We start from the raw sequence: 17,741 nt of genomic DNA on the forward strand, positions 1-17,741 counted from the left end.
GATAACCCCAATAATCAATGCCAGATGTTTGTAGTTTATTCGTATCCCAGAGTCTTGTTATTTTAGCGATTTCTCCTTCATAAACAACATCTTCATTGTTTTCCATGTAAACAGAAAAATCAGCCATAATTCCTAACCTAAACACTAAACTCACTAACACTTCCAGCTACAGAGCTATGAACATCCACAACAGTTAGGTATCTGAGTTTCCAGCTTGAGGATAATCTCTTAATATCAACAGAGTCTCTATCTCTTGGTGGTGGTTGATTAATAGCCCATTTATTATCAATTCTGTCAAATGTAGCCATATCAATAGACCAAATCCCTTCTATTTAATTGTTGCAGTTGAGAGTTATATCCACCACATTCGTAGTTATTCCAAATTCCGACAGCTTCAGATAAAGAAATGGATTCAATTGATTTCCCAGCCAAAGCTGCCAGTTCAGAAATGATATTTACCCGGCGATGAATTTCATCTTTACCAACACCCCATTGACTTGAGAGATATCGTTCTTTCTCATAAACAGTAGTCGGGTATTGCTGATTCGATTGAGCTTGTTGTGGATGCATCCCTTGCATCTGTTGCTGTCGAGACTCTGGAAATAATTTATAGTGGGCGATCGCTGCAATTAATCCTGCTTTATCAACTAAACCACCATCCACATGCGCGCCAAATTGTCTAGCTGCATTGCCAAACCACTTATGTTGTTCCTCTGTAAATGATTGTTTTACTTGGTCAAGCTCCTCAGCCGTGACGTTTTCTAAATACTCAAGGAATTTAGGGTCTCTCTTTGCTGATTGAATTAACTGGTATGCCGCTCTCTGGTCGTATCCCATCTCTGCTGGAGTTATGACTTCACCAGATAATACCTGAGCCGCTTGGTATTCATCATACCTATTAGGATTCATGCCCAACTCTGCCTTAAGCTGGTGTTTCTCTATGCCTTGCAAGATTGTCCAAGTACGTTCAGAGACTTTATTGGGGTCATGTATTTGATATTCTCCTGTGGCTGGAAAATAAACGGTACCATCATCAACCACAATAGGTTGAGCATTGAGATATTTGGTATTGGGGTCATCAGAAATTTCACTTCGTATTTCATCTAATCTATCTGCGTACCAAGGTTTTTTTTGACCTTCCAGCCTATCCAATTCACCTTGGGTTACAAAGACACGTTCACCACTATCATCGGTCTTATATGCCCCTCTAGCCGCACCTATAGTAGTGCTGGAAATAGCGGCAGTATTATCTAATTGTTCAGACATTATTTCGTCTTCCTCCACTTCAGCTGCTCTTCTCGTTCGTATCTGTCAAACGCTGCTAATACTTTCTCTGCATTGGGATTACTGTTAACCTGTACAGGTTCTTTTGTTAGCTCTTGCTTCTTAAAATGCCGCTCTACCGCCTGTGAACAAACATCACTACCAGTAAGCTGGAAGTCATTTGCGATCGCGTTGATTTGAGAACACAATTCCATAGGGATGTCCAGCAATACGTGTGTTCTAGCTTGATGAATCGAATTTAAACCACCGGGTTTTATTGGTGTTTGGGATGTTAAATTATCCGGAAAATCTATGTACTTTCTCAAAAAAGTTCGCGTAACCCTTATGCTGGGCTGTTTTGATTGAACATTACCATCTGCATCAAAACCATTAATGATGACATTGTAGTGGTGGTTTTCGTGGTAGCTATACCATTCGTTTCTGTGTAGACGTTCAGCCGGTTTGGCTGGATTTAAAGAAGAAACATCATCCACTAACTCTTGCAGAATTTTAGTTAATTGTTCACCAATTAATTGTTGTTTCCTCAATGCTGTTGATGAGGCGCGCATGAAATCAGTTTCACTGAAATCATCTCGACGCATCTTCTGAATTTTGTAATTTGACCAAGCATCTGAATTTAAAACTTGTTGTTCTATTGCATTGAACAAATAATCTGGCAAGTCATAAGAAACAGAAGTCATTTCGACTTTAACTTTTGGTTCTTCATCAGAAGAGAACATACGAGTTTTAGGCATCTCTACGTTCCTCCAGCTTTGCGGTTAAATCTGAAACCTGTTGTTGCAAAGCGGCGATCGCATCTAAAAAACCTACTTTCTCAGCTAAATGCTGGAGTTGTTCAGGTGATGCTAAATCAATACCTTGCATTAATTGATTTGATTGTGGATTTCCCAGCTTATGCTGGTTTTCCTCTGCTAATCTCTGTTGTTGTTCTGCTAATGCCTGTTTTCGAGGATTTAATAAGGTCTTCATCTGCTGGTTGTTATCCAATTCCTGCTCATGCAGATGTTTAGCCTCTGCAACAGTCATTCGTTGACCTCGATAGCTGACTATTTCAAAATCACTTCGATTAGGAAATATTGATTCACTACCATCGCCAAGTTTGATTTGAAAGCTTCTCAGTACTTGCGCTGGACTTCTTAAATGTCTAGACCCATCTGCTTTCACCGGCAATGCTGGTGTGCTGGGAAGCAGAGGTGATTCTCCTGTTTTCTCATAGAGGTCAGCTAACAGTTGATTTGGTGTTTTACTGTGGTTGTACCCCAGTACAACTGGAACGTAGCCATAATCTAACTGCTCAGGCTCCGCAGATGATTTACCCTGAGCTGGCTCTATCCAAACACCCTCTAGTGTTTCGTCATCGTCATCATCCGGCAATATCGCTGAAATTCTGCTTTCCCTACATCCACCAGTCGTATTGTCTTGATATGCCATCTCTTAATATTAGTTAATTAACTATTAACAGTCTAGCTGCTGGATATCCTATCATCACTAGTGTTTTACCTTTAATGCTGCCAGTCATTGATTTTCAGCTTTATCCATAGACAAAAATCTATGATTAATCCTATTTATCCGCTTATCCTTCTAAATATCCATAGGGATAAGCTGGAAACTCTCACTGCACATATATCTCTCATGTATCCCCTACTAGGGCATATTAATATATCAACTTTTATTGTTATGAAGTTACGAGTCTATATGCAATTAGTTGCATATGGATATTCTCTGTAATCATTGTGATTCATATGTATATCAGTGAATTCAGCTGCTGAGATTGCTTATATGTAGTATGTTGTAATAATGTCAATTAATTAACGTTTTCAAGTAATCGACCGTATTCTTGAACTCTGCAATAGCATGCCTGCCAGCTATTACAACTAAATTATTCCGCTTTGGTCAGATGAGTATAGCTGCCCCCAAAGCTGGAAATATTTATGTATGCATACGCTGTACAAAAGTAGGCATATGGGGGGATAGCCAGAGATTTTCTGTACTGCATTTCATCTACAAAATTTATGCAATATAAAGCTGAGCTTGCTTATAGCTGGAGAGAACACAAGTATAGGACATACTAATGCTTTACCAGCTTATGATTATCCAGCTTTGAGTAGATGAGAATAGTTGTTTCAAAGCAGTATTTCAGAAGTATTGCCACAGATGTACGGGGTACATCCACATCAGAGAGGGGCTGGATAAGCATATGAACAGGAATAGATAATCTCACCAGCTTGAGATTAACCACCATACCCCATTTGTTTGAGTCGAGCTTCTACTAAATCGCAGCATTTACCCAGTTCTAGATAAATTCTGTCGTTAGAAAATCTAATAATTCGGTAGCCCATGCGTCTAATGACTCTATCACGTTCAGCGTCGTAACGCTTAGTCCATCTTTGGGTACGATGATGATGTCCATCACATTCTATGACCAAACAATCACAGATACGAAGGTCTGGAACAAACGCATACTTCAGCAGTGGTTCATTGGCTACCACTTTATACCCTCTTGCCTTTAATGCCTCTCCTAGGCGCTCCTCATAATACGTCCAATATTGCCCAGGTATCTTCTGATATTCTTTTCTATAAGCTTGACTTTTGTATCTCTTGACTTTGCTCGTTGAGTTTCCCCCAAACACGATTTTATTTACCATCTCAATAATCTACCGTGATAGCATCGGGCTGCACCAGCAGTGCCTCTAATCTTCTCCTGTTTTCATCCATTGCCATTAGATATTCCAAATACCTCTCTGCACGTTCGAGAGCTGTCAGATGCTTTTCCTCATAACTACCAGTTTTCCTAATGCTAGGTAGTACATCTTCAAACACCCATTTTTGAAATGCTTTTGCCTTTGGGTGCTGCACTCTCAAGAGAATCTCATAGAATCCAGGCTCGGTCACAAAGGTCAAAGACTGTTTTCTGATATAACTCCTTGTTTTGCGTAATCCTCTCCCAGAGCCACTTATGCTCACACGGCATTCCCGAACCCTTATATTTTCAGGGGAAACTATATTTAAAATCTCTTCCGGATTGGAATACCCCAAAATTTCTGCTAGATCAATCGCAACCACTTCAAAGTCATTAGTGGGTGTCAGAAAAAATCTAGCTCCTGCCTGTTTAAATTCCTCTATTATTGCATCTATCATTTGAAGTCTTTTGTCTTTAAAATCCTATTATATCAACGATTTTGCTCATACGGTAAGACTGATAACCAAAATATAACTACAAAAAAAACATCCCAGCTATAGGCTCTGAGGGGTAGTCTATCGCCGGGATTCTAGAATAAGTATATGTACTGTACTACTGAAAACTACAAATGAAGTTAATTGAAGATGCCGGATGTTCCAAAACCTATGAGAAACACCCATATCGGCTTACTATCCTAACTTATACTAATGGCGATACCTCAAGCTGGGTGTTCAAAAGAAATAAAAATAAACACTATATTCCAGTCGATGCTCATGCCGCTTTAGCCTTGGGTGAACAAATAGCTAAAGCTGGTTAGGCATGCCTAAATTTTATTGAGACTTGCAGCTTTAAATGAGAATCTACCACCTCTGTAATCGCCAGGAAGGCGTCTATTCGGGGCTGGACGTATGTGGTTGCATTATGTGCAACTGTTGTACCTACACCCTCTAGAATCGCTTAGGACATTGTAGAGGTTGCTAACGTAGAACAGAGTAGATACTAATTGGGTTTAACCACTGGAGTACACGTGAATCAAACCATTCTGAATTCTTCCGACAACGGTAATGATTAAGTTTTTGGTGTAGTCGTTGTTCCAGTCGCACATAGTGCAACCACATGAGCGATCGCAGGGTTCAAATGTCCAGAGGAGTTGCAGCTTTGAGGCATTCGCTGTTTGTAATTGCTTGCTCAAGCTGGGATTTTTAGAAATACCTAACTTTACTTTCTGGTTTTGTTGGTCGTAGATGCAGTACAACACTTTATTTAATTGAGAACCAATTCCTATGAATCTTGGGTTGATATCCTAATAAGTCGAAATCACTGTTTTTATGCAACACATCTACCAAAATATCAGTTACTTCCCTCAAACCAAGCATACTTGGTAAATGATATTTAGGATGATGTGCACGAACACAAATAAATCCGTAATTCTTATCAAAATCATAAGTATCCCAATCTCTACAATCCCCACAAAACCCCGGATATCGAAAAGAATCAAACAACCTAGAAAACAACTCCTCAATTATGTCTAATTGTCTATCGGTTAATTCTTTCTCACACCTGTACTCTACAACATAGTAATCACAACCAAATCCCTGTGTAGCTATAATCATTGGGCGTTTAGCAGCTTTAATTTTCTCCACATAAGCTAGATAACCTTTGGCTGTTTCTGCGTTCATCTCATAATACAAAAACACCCACTCTGATAATCGATATATTTTCTCTTCGTTTGTATGTTTACTGATTAATTCACCGAATAACTCTTGACTACTCATATGTCCTCCTATTACTAATCTCTAAGGTGGAATAATTCTGATTTTGATTTGCTTGGATGCTCAGTAATCAACTTCCCTAACAAATCCGTGGGCTGAGATTCATTCTGCAATAACTTCTCAGCATTCTCAGCACCCATCAAATAAGCTTTACTTCTAGCCACAAAGTCTAATAGTGTACCGTGGACGTCATTATCAACCCCAAGGCTTTGGTTGGAACTACCAACAAAATCAAGCTGGTGAGCATAGAGGTATTCTGCGCTACCTTCAATCTCTACAACTACAATTGCTAGCTCCCCTTCACCTTCCATCTCTTTGACTATCCCGGCTTTACCTTTATTTTTATCCTCTTCATCTATGACCATCACCACATCACCAGGATTTAAATCTGTGACAGACTTGAAACTCCCTTGGTGACGGAACTTTGGGGATTTTTCTAAAAAGTTATTTTTTTGTTCAGATTTTGCTGGAACCTCTTCTAACTTTTCTTCAAAATTTTTCTGATTTTTAGGAAAAGTGCTTACACTTCGGTCACTGCAAGGGTTTGGCTCGTCACAATAGTCTGTCACAGGGTTCGTCACAGGTTCGTCACAAGTACCTGACAGCAAATCAGAAATATAAGGTTGCTCAGTTGGCTCATTTAATTTCCTGAGACGGATACCTTTAAAGAAAGCACCATCACGATCTCTATCATGCGTGACTTCCGCCAAGTTTAGTGACTTAAATAACGTAGCTAGTCCAGTACTAAATTTATTAATAGCCTTGGATTGCAGACCACCTCCTCTACAGTAGTGACCATAAGAGCCAAAAAGTGTGCTAACTGTTGGGTCGTAATCACCTGATTGCCACTCATCTTTATTTCTCCCAACTCTGACAAAACTCTCTTTATCAAAGATTATGTTCTCCTCTACCCAAGCAGCTATACTCTCAGAAGCTATACTGGCTTTCCAGGTATTTAAATCCACTATGCTGTCATTGAAGTTAGCTGGCTTAAGGGTATTAGTAATTTCTTCAATGGATAAAGATAAGAGAAATTTAGTGAAAGCTGCTATTTCCGGCTCAAATTTCTTCAATAAGTGGATGTCTATCTTTTTAGGCGAGTTTTTTGTTTCTAGCGCAATCATCCTTCTCTTTAACCACTTTTGAAGACCAGTGCCAGGGAAAATATCTAAGAAGTTAGAGGTGATGAGAAGAAGTCCTGTAAAAACATAAAAGTAAGGATTCTCATACAGCCTCTTTACCGTTATGGGTCTACCACCGGTAATAGATTTAAATGAGTTTAGTTCTTTCTTTGTAACTGGGTCTTGGTCATCACAAACAGCGAGGATTTTATCTATTAACCCAAATGCATGCGCTGGCTCATCTATCTGCTGAATTTTTCCACTCCATGCATTCTCTTCCCCTACGAGCATCGTTGCTAATGATGCAAAAGTAGAGTTACCTGTACCCCCTTCACCATAAAGAAAAAGAAATACCTCTAATTCATGCATTTGCCGTAGAACAGCAGCAAGAAAACAACAAGCTACATGTAAATCCTTAGCACTAGAAAAAGTCTCTTGCAACCAATTAAGTATGACCGGAAAATCTTGATGCTCATCATCTTGGTACTTCCTATCTAAACTCCACGTGAGTCTGTTTCCAGGACGGTGGCGTTCAAACTTCCCAGTAGATATATGCAGAATTCCATCTAAATAAGGAAGTATACCCTCTGATGATTTCCAGCCGAAGATGGTTAACCTTCGTTGTAGAAACTTATAAATATTTCTGATATATGCGTCAGTCCCGAATTCTGTTATACCTCTGGCGTCCAGAATGAATTGAATTTGACATTCAATATAGTGTTCTGTGACGCTTCCCCATACGCCAGGTTTCGTTAGCTCATATTGAAGCCATCTTGAGCGATCGCAATCAAATGCCCACCTATCAACGTAGTCCTCGGCTATCTCTGCTGCAATTACATCTGCCGCTGGTATCTCCTTTCTCTTCCTTCTGGTGGTTTCTTCCCCTTCATCTTTGACCTTCGCAGCTTTGAAAACTGCATCCATCTTCTTGCGCCATTGTTCATATGTGGCGGCATCATCAATCAGTTTTTTGTACGCATCCTCTCCATGTGCGCTTATGTAGTCATCCACGCCTTTAGCGTCCCCCTCTGGTATCTCAACAACATAAACTAGACAGCCCTCTGCTACTAATATTCTCGCTATATCCTTGAGAGCTTTGAATACATGCTCTTTCTGTATGACATCATTGTCAAAACAGAGATAAGCTTTCCTCCCTGTTTTAGTAAAGTATTTTATCCATTCGTGCAATATAGCGTCCTTTCGCCCCAGCCAGACACCACCTATGGAAATTCCTGCCAATCCTGCTGTGAGTAAAGCACCTGCTTTCTTAGCTCCCTCTGTAATAAATAAAGGAATAGTGGTATCGTCAAAAACTCTATGCCAGTAGTTAGTCTCTAGTACTTCTAAAAACAGAGGGGCTAGTGTTTTTCCTGTGCGGCTGATATATTTTAGTGGTTTAGGTCTATCCGCATACTCAATTGGTTTTGGCGGTTTTATCTGAAGAGATTCATTTGTACGTTCTCCTGTAAGTGGATGAATACCGCTTACTCCCCAACCACCACCTAGCCTTTTGTCTGTGTACTCCCGACACAAAAGAGCGGAGACTTGCTTATGTTCATCATCCTCATAGCTTGTGACATTCCTCTTGATTATTTCTGGGTCTACGCTTGAGGACAACCATTCCATCCAATTAGCCTGTGCAATATTATTTGGACATTTATATCTCTCTAACTCACAAGCTGGGTAATCCTTTATTTTACTCTTTTGGCGATCGCTCTCATTTTCTTCAGAAGGATAAACACCTGTATTATCAGGGCTTATACCCTCTGGCTGATTTTCCTCTACAGGCTTATCATTAATTTTGGACTCTATTTCTTCACAATTATTTTCAGAGTCATAATCACCTTCTATATCAATGCTTCCGGCTGTTAACTCTGCTTGAGCATCTAAATCTTTTTCACTATCACTTGCTAAAGTAGATTCAGATGTATTATATTGATATGCAGTAGACACTTCTTCATTCTCCGTTAAGAAACTAGACATTTCTTTACCGTTCCCAACTTCTGATAGAGTGTCACTCTTATGATTGTTATTATTTGTTACAGATTCTGAGTTATTTAATTTCATATTTTTGCAATTTGAATGAAAGTTCACTGCCAGCAGCTACCAACTGACTGGCATTTTTTTTGTTTAACGTAATGGTAGGAACGACTCGATTTTGTTGGGCTAAAGCCGGAAACTAAAAGCTGGGTTGTTGTTAGTTTGTTTGTTCTAAATCAAAAGGATTTATATGTTCCTTTTCGAGATAAAGCTTCATTGCAGTCTCAAATAAATTACTCACAGTTCTGTTTTCTTTTTTTGCTTGAACTATCGCAAAATTTTTGATTTTTGGATCGATAGTTAACGATAACTGTGCTTTTCTTGCTTCTACTGTTAATGGCATAATTTTGTATCTTGTCCTCCATATGTGAACTCTATCAAAACCACAAAAATGGATAGGAATACTTCGTAGAAAAAATCAGGCTGGAAAGCTTATTCTTACGTTGGTAGATAAATAGCTACAGTATGCTGACATATTGTTCAGAGGCGGAGTAAAAACTGTTTTTCAAAAGTATTGGGGAACATTAGGAGGAGCGATTATATTCGCGTAGTTTTGAAAAATAACAGCAGGAGAATTCCCAACAAGTCGAGCGACTTCAATAGGTGTCATCCCAGCCGCAAGGCAATGAGAAATAAAGGTATGTCGGCAATTGTAGGGTCTACGATAAGGTACATTAGCTTTCTCTAAAGCAGGTTTCCAAACATCAGTTGCAAAGATAGTTTCATGAATTGGTTTACCTGTTACTGTTTGAAAAACATAATCATTATCCCCACCTCGATGCATTTGTTCCAGCAATAAATTTATAGGTTCGGTGATAGGGAAAGTTCGAGCTTTGTAATTTTTGGCTGGTCTATTTTCCCTATGTGTCAAGCATTCGCCAAACCATATGTATGATTCGGTTATGTGTCTGCACTTAAGCGCTCTAGCTTCTCCGGTTCTAGCACCAGTCAGAAATAGGAATTTAACAAAGTGAATGTAGTGGGGATTAGTCTGCTCTACAGCTTCTAGAATCCTTCTGATTTCATCTTTACTAAAAGGGTTAGCTGGTTGCTTCGGATGTGGCTTAATGGCTTCTATAGCTACCTGTAAATGAATATTTTCAATCTCTGCCCACCTCAAGCAGGCTCGTACTAAAAACAATCTTTCTTTTACATTTCTCAGGTCACAGCTTGAACTCAAATGTTTTACTAGTTTCTGGATATCTGATTCTGTTAATTCATCTGGTAAGCGATCGCCAATTCCAACAGTAACTATTTGCCCCAGTAAAGCTGTGTACTTATGAAGTGTACCAACAGCCACTTCATTAGATTTGTGTTCTATAAATCTGATGAATAGTTGTTCTAAATCCAGAATCTCTACCGTATATTGTGGTTCTTTATATCTGGCTAAAGATTCATCAAAATTATTATTTTTTATATCTCTAGCTATTATGTTGGCTATCTTTTGGGCTTTTCTGCGATTCCAGTCGTTGTCTTTTAATCCAACATAAAAAGCTAGTTGTTTTTTGTTGTAGGTAAATCGTAGTCGGATTGTTTTACCTATAACTTCAACAGTTACTTTTGGTGGTCGCACCTTGTGCAACGGCGGTTTTTTGATTTTGGGTCGTTTAAGCTGGAAAGCCCCAGTTGTAAATCTTCGATTTTCAACCACAGTACACCTACCTTAGTGAACTGTGACTGTACCCTTATTATTTGCTTAGGTATTTCTTGTTGTAGAAGCGCAGGTTGGTCTTAAGGTCAGCGACTATCGGATTGAATTTTTTGCACATAAGCCCCAAAAAAGTATTTAAATACTAGTGGTCTATCGCATTAATTTTGCTGGGTTGGATAAATATTTGAAAGCTTAACTCTTGCATCTTCTGTACGAAAGCTCCAATCCACACAAACTTTGTTTCTATTACGTTCACATTCCCAACTCGAAACCTCTTTTTCTAAAGTTTTGGTATCGGGAATTCTTCTTTGAAGACATTGGCGTACAAGTACAGATAACTCACATTCAACCATATTTAACCCTTCGGGTTCGCCAGTCGCACCCTGCACCGAAGCCACCCTGCGGGCGTCTACATGGGGGGACCCCCTTTGGAGCGCGCTGGCTCACCAACTACCATGTTTGGGCGTATGATGAATCTCTAATTTTTTGGCAATTCGCCTTGCTTCCCTGGGCTCAAACGCTTCATATAAAGCACTGATTGTATGAGTATTTAAGTTATCCATTACTAATCGAATTAGTTCTGCATCTGGAAAATGAATATCAACCAATTCTTTCATACAATTAGCAAAATCAATTTTAGTTCTTCGTTGAGTAACTTTAATATGCCTCCATCNTAAATATGNAGCAAAAAAGGCGAATAAATTACAACTGCCCAAAGCGTTCATATTCGTAATCAACTTTTTCCACTATTGGGGGTTTATTTTCTGTTTTTGGTGTTGGTGCAAGCGGTTGATGAACATCCCTAATTAATTGACACAATCTTTCATCGAAGCATACTAATGGGCGTTTTGGGTCAACACTTTGAGCAACCTAATCCAGTACATCTTCCATACAGCAAACAAATTCTGCACTAACTTGTGGGATGCACCATTGTTCTTTTAACCAAGGTTTAAGTTCGTTTTTTTTAGTATGCGTCCTACTGTATCAGCACTAACACTGTCTACTATTTCTAGGCTAACTAACTTGTCTGCCAACAATTGTAATGTCCAACGCTGGTGTCCTGTTGGTGGCTGACTGCAAGTGGTAGCAATCACAAATGCCTCTGCCCTTGGAGTTAGCTTACGTAGTTTTCCAGGACGCTTACGCTCGCTTAAAGTATTTTTCAAATTTTCTTGGACAAACTGTTTGCGCGTCCTTTCCACTGTTGGCACACTTATGTGTAAAATTTTGGCGATCGCTTCCAGAAGTTTCACCTGACGCAGCCATGAGTAAAGTGTGCGCCCGACGAATCATTCGCGCCGTTGCTTTTCCTTTCTTCACTATTTCAACTAACTGTTGATGCTGTTCTTGTGTCAGCTTTACTATGTGCTTTTTTGGCATAGCCTATTATTTGCGATCGCTCAACTCTCTGTTTCGATTTTAACCCTGCAAAATTAATGCGATAGACCACTAGTACTTCATCAACCCAACTTTGAGGGGTCTGTCTTCTACGAGTTGAAATATAAGCAATTTAATAATGGATTTGGTTGTGGATGCACTAAACGCATCACCAGAAAGTACCATATGTGCTAATAGCATAAAACAGATACAAATAACGCATAATCAGCCAAATTTAATTATGCATAACCGTTATTTAGTATTAGAATTTGCTATTTGCAAATACAAACATACATGCTTTGGATGTAATCTGCAAGATTTTTTTTAATTTAATTTATGTTAAAATATCTATTTTTTGTGTTTATAAAAAACAGCTTGTTATTTATGCCAAACCAGGCATCTTTTCTTATTACATCTGAACCTGCTAAACTTGTCAACATTGAGGTTATGAACATGATACAAATTTCATATATCCTAGAGTCAAAAATCCTGCCATACAAGGATTTTTTACTTAAAGTCCTGCACAATCTTAGAAAGAATCGGTAGGGGAAAAATTAATAGCTTAATTTCAAACCTTATTACATCTAAACTTAGCAAGTTTATTATCGCAAAATAAAATTCTTTATTTCAAAATTATAAGATTGGGATGATTTTTGATGCCAGGAACTAGCACGAAACCAGATTACTTTATTTCTATCTTATGAGTTTCCAGAATTTTCTTCTTATAAACTCGTTCAAGAAATTTTTCCACAACGAGGAAGACATCAATACCTCCTATGGCTGGTATCATCCCCAGCTAATCTCTTTTGCTTAACATTTTAGACGCGCAGCGGTAAACCAGCGCGGTCTTGGGGAGGCAGTGCGGTCTTGGGGAGGCGCGGGTGCGGAACCTGCGTCCGCACATAGAGCGCCGTGGTTTCCCCCATGAGCGACTGGTGAACCCGGAGGGCTTCCCGCAGGGTAGGACGCAAAGAGCACGAAGGAAGTAAGCAAATTGTGAGATGATGTCAGCGTAGGCATCAGACCCAAGAATTAAAAGTTGCACATGGCATTAATTGGTTTTGGTAAGTTCAGGTCAATTCTGCAAAGACTTCTGATACCAAAGCGAATAGTTAAAGTTTCGGTTTCTAATGTATTATTATTTACTATAATTTTTTCTCTTACTATTATCCCCAGCACCTTCGCCAAACAGGTACAGAGACATTCAGCACACATCCAAACTAGTCAATCACCAGCAACAGCACAGCAACTTCTGGAGCAAGGAGAAGCTCTTTATCAAGCAGGACGCTTTGCGGAAGCAGTAACTGTTTTACAAGCAGCTAACCGCATTTACCAGCAAGAGCATAACCCATTTGGGCAAGCTACAGCACTGACTAACCTCTCCTTGGTATATCAACAACTTGGCTCGTGGACAGAAGCATCCAAGGCTATTAATACTAGCTTGAAGTTACTTGGCTGGGATGAGAAAAATCAAAAGTTAAATCTCAATGCTCAAAAACCAAAATGGCTAGAAGTTTTGGCGCAAACTCTAGATATTCAGGGAGGACTGCAACTGGCAGTTGGAAAAGCAGATGTATCTTTAGAAACTGCCAAACAAGCAGAGCAAATCTGGAAGCAATTAAACAATAATGCTGGAGTAACGCGTAGCCGCATTAACCAAGCACAAGCTCTGCGGGTTGCTGGTTTTTACCGCCGAGCCTTAAATATTTTGAAAGAAGTTTCTCAACAGTTGCAAAATGAACCTGATTCATCCATAAAGGCGGCTGCTTTGCGTTCTCTTGGTAATGCTCTGCAAAAATTAGGCGAACTAGAGCCTTCGTGGCAAACTTTGCAACAAAGCTTAAAAATATCCCAAAACCTGCAACTGACTCAAGAAATTGCTACAACGGCATTTAGCCTTGGTAATACTGCTAGATTACTAGGTAACACTAAAGACGCAATTTTTCACTATCAAAAAGCTGCCGAAATCGCGCCTAACCCCCTCACGAAAATTCAAGCCCAAATCAATTTACTCAGCTTGTTTGTAGATGATGAAAACATAGCAGCTGCGCAAGCGTTAATCCCGACAATTCAATCTGAACTTGCTAGTTTGCCTAGTAATCAAGCTGGTATCTATGCACGTATTAACTTTGCTCGGGCGATCGCTAAAATTAGTGACAAACAAAATGTCGCGCAAATTTTGGCAAGCAGCGTTCAACAAGCCAAAATTATCGCCGATAAACGTGCAGAATCTTATGCACTCGGCAGTTTAGGAGAATTATACGAGCAAAACAGTCAGTGGCAAGAAGCACAAAATCTCACAGAGCAAGCATTGAGTATTGCTCAGGAAATTTCTGCTTCAGACATTGCTTATCGTTGGGAATGGCAACTAGGACGCTTGCTGAAAATCCAGGGAAATAACCAAGCAGCCATAGCCGCTTACGATAGTGCTGTAGCAACTCTTGAATCTCTTCGCAGCGATCTAGCAATAGCAAACCGAGAGGTGCAGTTAAATTTTCGCGATCGCGTTGAACCTCTTTATCGGCAGTCAGTAGAACTGCTTTTACAACAGCAAGGCCCGGAAAAGCCAGATTTAGACAAAGCACGTCAACGCATCGAAGCTTTACAACTGGCAGAACTGGATAATTTTTTTCGGGAAGCTTGTTTAAATAACCAATTTGTTGTGCTTGACAAAGTAGTAGATCGAAATAATCCGAAAACAGCCATTTTCTATCCAATTATTTTAGACAACCAGTTAGAAGTTATCCTTAAACTTCCCAACCAACCGTTAATGCGTAAAACTTCTTTTGTTAACAGTAATGAGGTAGAGCAAGCAATTGCAGAAATGCGAGAGGCAATAGTTCAACCTGATGCCAAGAAAAAATTTCAAACAGGCTCCCAACAGCTTTATAACTGGTTAATTAAACCAGTAGAAACAGACCTTAAAAATAGTGGAGTTACTACTTTAGTATTTATCCCAGATGGGTCACTGCGAAATATCCCAATGGCTGCATTGTATGATGGTAAAGACTATTTTGTACAGCATTACGCCGTCGCAATTAGCCCAGGGTTGCAATTATTTACACCAAAACCTTTAAAACAGAAAAAATTAAACGTCCTTGCTGGGGGTTTGTCTCAACCACCTCAAAACGAAAATTTTGCACCACTTCCCAAAGTCAAAGATGAACTAGATTTAATTCAGAAGTTAGGCATAACAAAAACCATACTTCTAGATCAAAATTTTAAAAGTACGACCTTAGAGAAAAAGATTAACGCCCAGCCTTTTAGAGTAATTCACTTAGCAACTCACGGGAAATTTAGCTCTAAAGCTAAAGACACTTTCATCCTTGCAGCAGATAAGCGCATTTATGTGAGGGAATTTGATAGCTTGCTCAAAAGTAGAGAGCAAAATCGCACAGAACCAGTTGAACTACTTGTTCTCAGTGCTTGTGAAACAGCAGCAGGAGATAACCGTGCAGCATTGGGATTAGCAGGAGTTGCTATTCGAGCAGGAGCGCGGAGTACTCTAGCATCTTTATGGCAAATTGGTGATGACTCTACAGCTTTATTTATTGGTGAATTCTACAGTCAGTTAACAACTGGCAGAGTCACAATAGCAGAGGCTTTACGCCTTGCTCAATTAAAGTTACTGAATGCTTCTGAATATAATCGTCCTATGTACTGGGCACCCTATGTACTGGTTGGCAATTGGCTGTAGGTTATTGTCTACCCATAAAAATAATGTTGATCAATCCACGTGTTTTGCCGCATTGTATAAGAAGATTTTGATGTCTTCCTACAGAACACAAAATCTATCTATATTAATCTAGCTAATTATAGATTTTCTAGATAGCAGAATACGTATTTTGTTTGCTGTGGTCTTTATTTATTGAACGGGAAGTTTTCTCCCTAGGCATTTGATCTACATTTGAAGAGGGCGAGCCTCTTAGGAGGAGTTTTACTAACGCTGTTCATGGAGCATGGCAACACTGCTGAACGATCGCTATCAAGTTATCCAGGTACTGGGTGTTGGTGGCTTTAGCGAAACATTTTTGGCAGAAGATACTTATCTACCTTCTCGCCGTCGTTGTGTGATTAAGCAACTCAAGCCGATCACAAATGACCCAAAAATTTACCAAAAAATTCAACGACGATTTGAACGGGAAGCAACTACTTTAGAGTATCTGGGCGAGGGTAGTAACCAAATTCCTAAACTCTATGCCTACTTTTCTGAGAATGGGCAGTTTTACCTCGTCCAGGAATGGATTGAAGGTCAAACCCTGGCAAATATTATTAAAACTCAAGGCTCACTCTGTGAAACAGCAGTCACGGAAATTTTACTGAGTTTGCTGTCTGTTTTGGATTATGTCCATAGTAAAGGCATCATCCACCGGGATATTAAGCCAGATAACATCATTCTCCGCTCGTCCAATCACAAGCCAGTGTTGATTGATTTCGGTGCAGTCAAGGAAACGATACGTTCGGCAGTAGTGAATTCTCCAGTATCCACCACTCAATCTCTGGTGATGGGCACACCAGGGTATATGCCTAGCGAGCAATTCACGGGACGCCCAGTTTACGCCACTGACATTTATAGTTTAGGCTTGACAGCGATTTATCTGCTGACTGGCAAACACCCACGACAGCTACAAACCGATCCGCGAACAGGGGAAATAATTTGGCAGCATTATGCTCCTGGGGTTTCACCGCAATTGGCGATGATACTGAATCGGGCAATTAAGCCCCAAGCTGGCGATCGCTACACTACCGCTAGCCAAATGCTACATGCTTTGCAGTCTGCTACTCTCTCACGCCAATCACCACCATATGCGCCCATAACATCAAAGCAACCTCTGCAAGGTACTGACTCCCCTACACAAACGCCTACAACTCAACCCACACTACCTCCAAATCCTGCTCCTAGTACAGCATCCCTACAAACGCAGCCATTATCTTCTCAGCAAAATGCTCTAGCTACCCTTGTGCATTCCATTCCCAGAAATTGGCAAAAGCCTACTTGGATTTTTGGTAGTTTAATTGTGGCTGGTTTGATTGGTACGGTAGCGATTGTTAGTATTACCCGCAAACCAGAGTTTGCACACTCGCCACCATCGACCATACCCACACCGCTTTCAGAATCTAAAACCACAAATCCCACAGAGTCGCCAGAATCCCCAACTTCTACTTCTGAGGAAGCTAATACGCCTGCGGCTTCACCACCAAAGCAGCAGCGATCAACTCTTGCACCTACTCCACTAAAACCTCAAGATACTCCTGTAGCATCAGCACAACCAGAACAAGACAATCAAACCCCCACAGTTTTTAAACCAAAAAACAACGAGCCTCGCAATCAACTACCTAACACTACCAACATCAATCAAGTTCCGGGATTTTCTCCAGGTATACTAAGAAGTACTGTAGAAGCAACCCTTGGCAAGCCAACTCACGATTCAAGGGGTATTTGGCGCAATACTCGCGCTGTTAGTTATATATTAGTGCCAAATCGAATCCAGCTTGGCTACTTATTTGACCGTGATTCTGGAAAGATTCGCCAAACCGAGATAGCTTTTTCCCAATCTGTAGACCTTCAGGTGATACTGAAAACTTTGGAGGGAATGTTAGGTGGTAAATTAACTGAAGAAATTCAGCAGGCACTCATGCAAGTCCTACAGCGACGCTTGGATAATTTCCGTTTTAGTGTAGGTTTTTTGAAGGGTCAGATTGTGCGTCAAGAATGCGGTCTTATTTATATCAGTATATGGGATTCAGATTTACATGATTTTGTGAATCCTGCGGATGCTAAAAAGTGTTAAAGCTTTTTTAATGAAGTACCGTAA

The 17,741-nt window shown here is 40.0% G+C and carries 13 protein-coding genes and 1 pseudogene; 3 read left to right on the plus strand and 11 right to left on the minus strand.

Annotated features, from left to right (window positions below; all coding sequences use genetic code 11):
* Positions 1–309 precede the first annotated feature (309 nt).
* The 5 genes from FIS9605_RS0134620 to FIS9605_RS0134640 all read right to left on the minus strand — a co-directional run bounded on the left by FIS9605_RS0134620 (position 310) and on the right by FIS9605_RS0134640 (position 4,422).
* On the minus strand, positions 310–1,266 hold the full coding sequence (locus FIS9605_RS0134620) for a hypothetical protein (RefSeq protein WP_026736559.1): 957 nt from the start codon (positions 1,264–1,266) through the stop codon (positions 310–312).
* A complete protein-coding gene (locus FIS9605_RS0134625) occupies positions 1,266–2,018 on the minus strand; it encodes a hypothetical protein (RefSeq protein WP_026736560.1) in 753 nt (250 codons plus the stop codon). The genes FIS9605_RS0134620 and FIS9605_RS0134625 overlap by 1 nt, the downstream gene beginning before the upstream one ends.
* Positions 2,011–2,715 (minus strand): hypothetical protein, encoded by a 705-nt coding sequence (locus tag FIS9605_RS0134630; RefSeq protein ID WP_026731327.1) that lies wholly within the window; start codon positions 2,713–2,715, stop codon positions 2,011–2,013. The genes FIS9605_RS0134625 and FIS9605_RS0134630 overlap by 8 nt, the downstream gene beginning before the upstream one ends.
* Before the next feature lie 800 nt (positions 2,716–3,515).
* Entirely contained in the window at positions 3,516–3,929 is a 414-nt protein-coding gene (locus FIS9605_RS0134635) for an endonuclease domain-containing protein (RefSeq protein WP_026736561.1), read from the minus strand.
* Between the two features lies 1 nt (position 3,930).
* Positions 3,931–4,422 (minus strand): BRO-N domain-containing protein, encoded by a 492-nt coding sequence (locus tag FIS9605_RS0134640; RefSeq protein WP_026736562.1) that lies wholly within the window; start codon positions 4,420–4,422, stop codon positions 3,931–3,933.
* Positions 4,423–4,592: 170 nt separating this feature from the next.
* Between FIS9605_RS0134640 and FIS9605_RS0134645 the strand changes: the two genes are divergently transcribed.
* A complete protein-coding gene (locus tag FIS9605_RS0134645) occupies positions 4,593–4,781 on the plus strand; it encodes a hypothetical protein (RefSeq protein ID WP_026736563.1) in 189 nt (62 codons plus the stop codon).
* Between the two features lie 160 nt (positions 4,782–4,941).
* Here FIS9605_RS0134645 and FIS9605_RS46900 read toward each other — a convergent pair whose 3' ends face one another.
* From FIS9605_RS46900 to FIS9605_RS42105, 6 genes and pseudogenes are all read right to left on the minus strand, one after another.
* Positions 4,942–5,082: a GIY-YIG nuclease family protein gene (locus FIS9605_RS46900; protein ID WP_155960670.1), complete on the minus strand. Its 141-nt coding sequence runs from the start codon at positions 5,080–5,082 to the stop codon at positions 4,942–4,944.
* Positions 5,083–5,223: 141 nt separating this feature from the next.
* On the minus strand, positions 5,224–5,739 hold the full coding sequence (locus FIS9605_RS0134650; RefSeq protein ID WP_026736564.1) for a hypothetical protein: 516 nt from the start codon (positions 5,737–5,739) through the stop codon (positions 5,224–5,226).
* A 14-nt stretch (positions 5,740–5,753) separates the two neighbouring features.
* The gene (locus tag FIS9605_RS0134655; protein ID WP_026736565.1) at positions 5,754–8,924 is read right to left on the minus strand and encodes a DUF3854 domain-containing protein; all 3,171 of its coding nucleotides are present in this window, start codon (positions 8,922–8,924) and stop codon (positions 5,754–5,756) included.
* 130 nt (positions 8,925–9,054) lie between these two features.
* Positions 9,055–9,240, minus strand: a complete 186-nt coding sequence (locus FIS9605_RS0134660) for a hypothetical protein (protein ID WP_026736566.1) — start codon at positions 9,238–9,240, stop codon at positions 9,055–9,057.
* 162 nt (positions 9,241–9,402) lie between these two features.
* A complete protein-coding gene (locus tag FIS9605_RS0134665) occupies positions 9,403–10,548 on the minus strand; it encodes a site-specific integrase (protein ID WP_026736567.1) in 1,146 nt (381 codons plus the stop codon).
* A 158-nt stretch (positions 10,549–10,706) separates the two neighbouring features.
* Positions 10,707–11,928: pseudogene (locus tag FIS9605_RS42105) on the minus strand (IS630 family transposase).
* 1,042 nt (positions 11,929–12,970) lie between these two features.
* Here FIS9605_RS42105 and FIS9605_RS0134690 point away from each other — a divergent pair.
* A complete protein-coding gene (locus tag FIS9605_RS0134690; RefSeq protein ID WP_072032463.1) occupies positions 12,971–15,622 on the plus strand; it encodes a CHAT domain-containing protein in 2,652 nt (883 codons plus the stop codon).
* Between the two features lie 262 nt (positions 15,623–15,884).
* On the plus strand, positions 15,885–17,717 hold the full coding sequence (locus FIS9605_RS0134695; protein WP_026736570.1) for a serine/threonine protein kinase: 1,833 nt from the start codon (positions 15,885–15,887) through the stop codon (positions 17,715–17,717).
* Positions 17,718–17,741: the final 24 nt, after the last annotated feature.

The sequence above is a fragment of the Fischerella sp. PCC 9605 genome (assembly GCF_000517105.1).
Taxonomy (GTDB): domain Bacteria; phylum Cyanobacteriota; class Cyanobacteriia; order Cyanobacteriales; family Nostocaceae; genus PCC9605.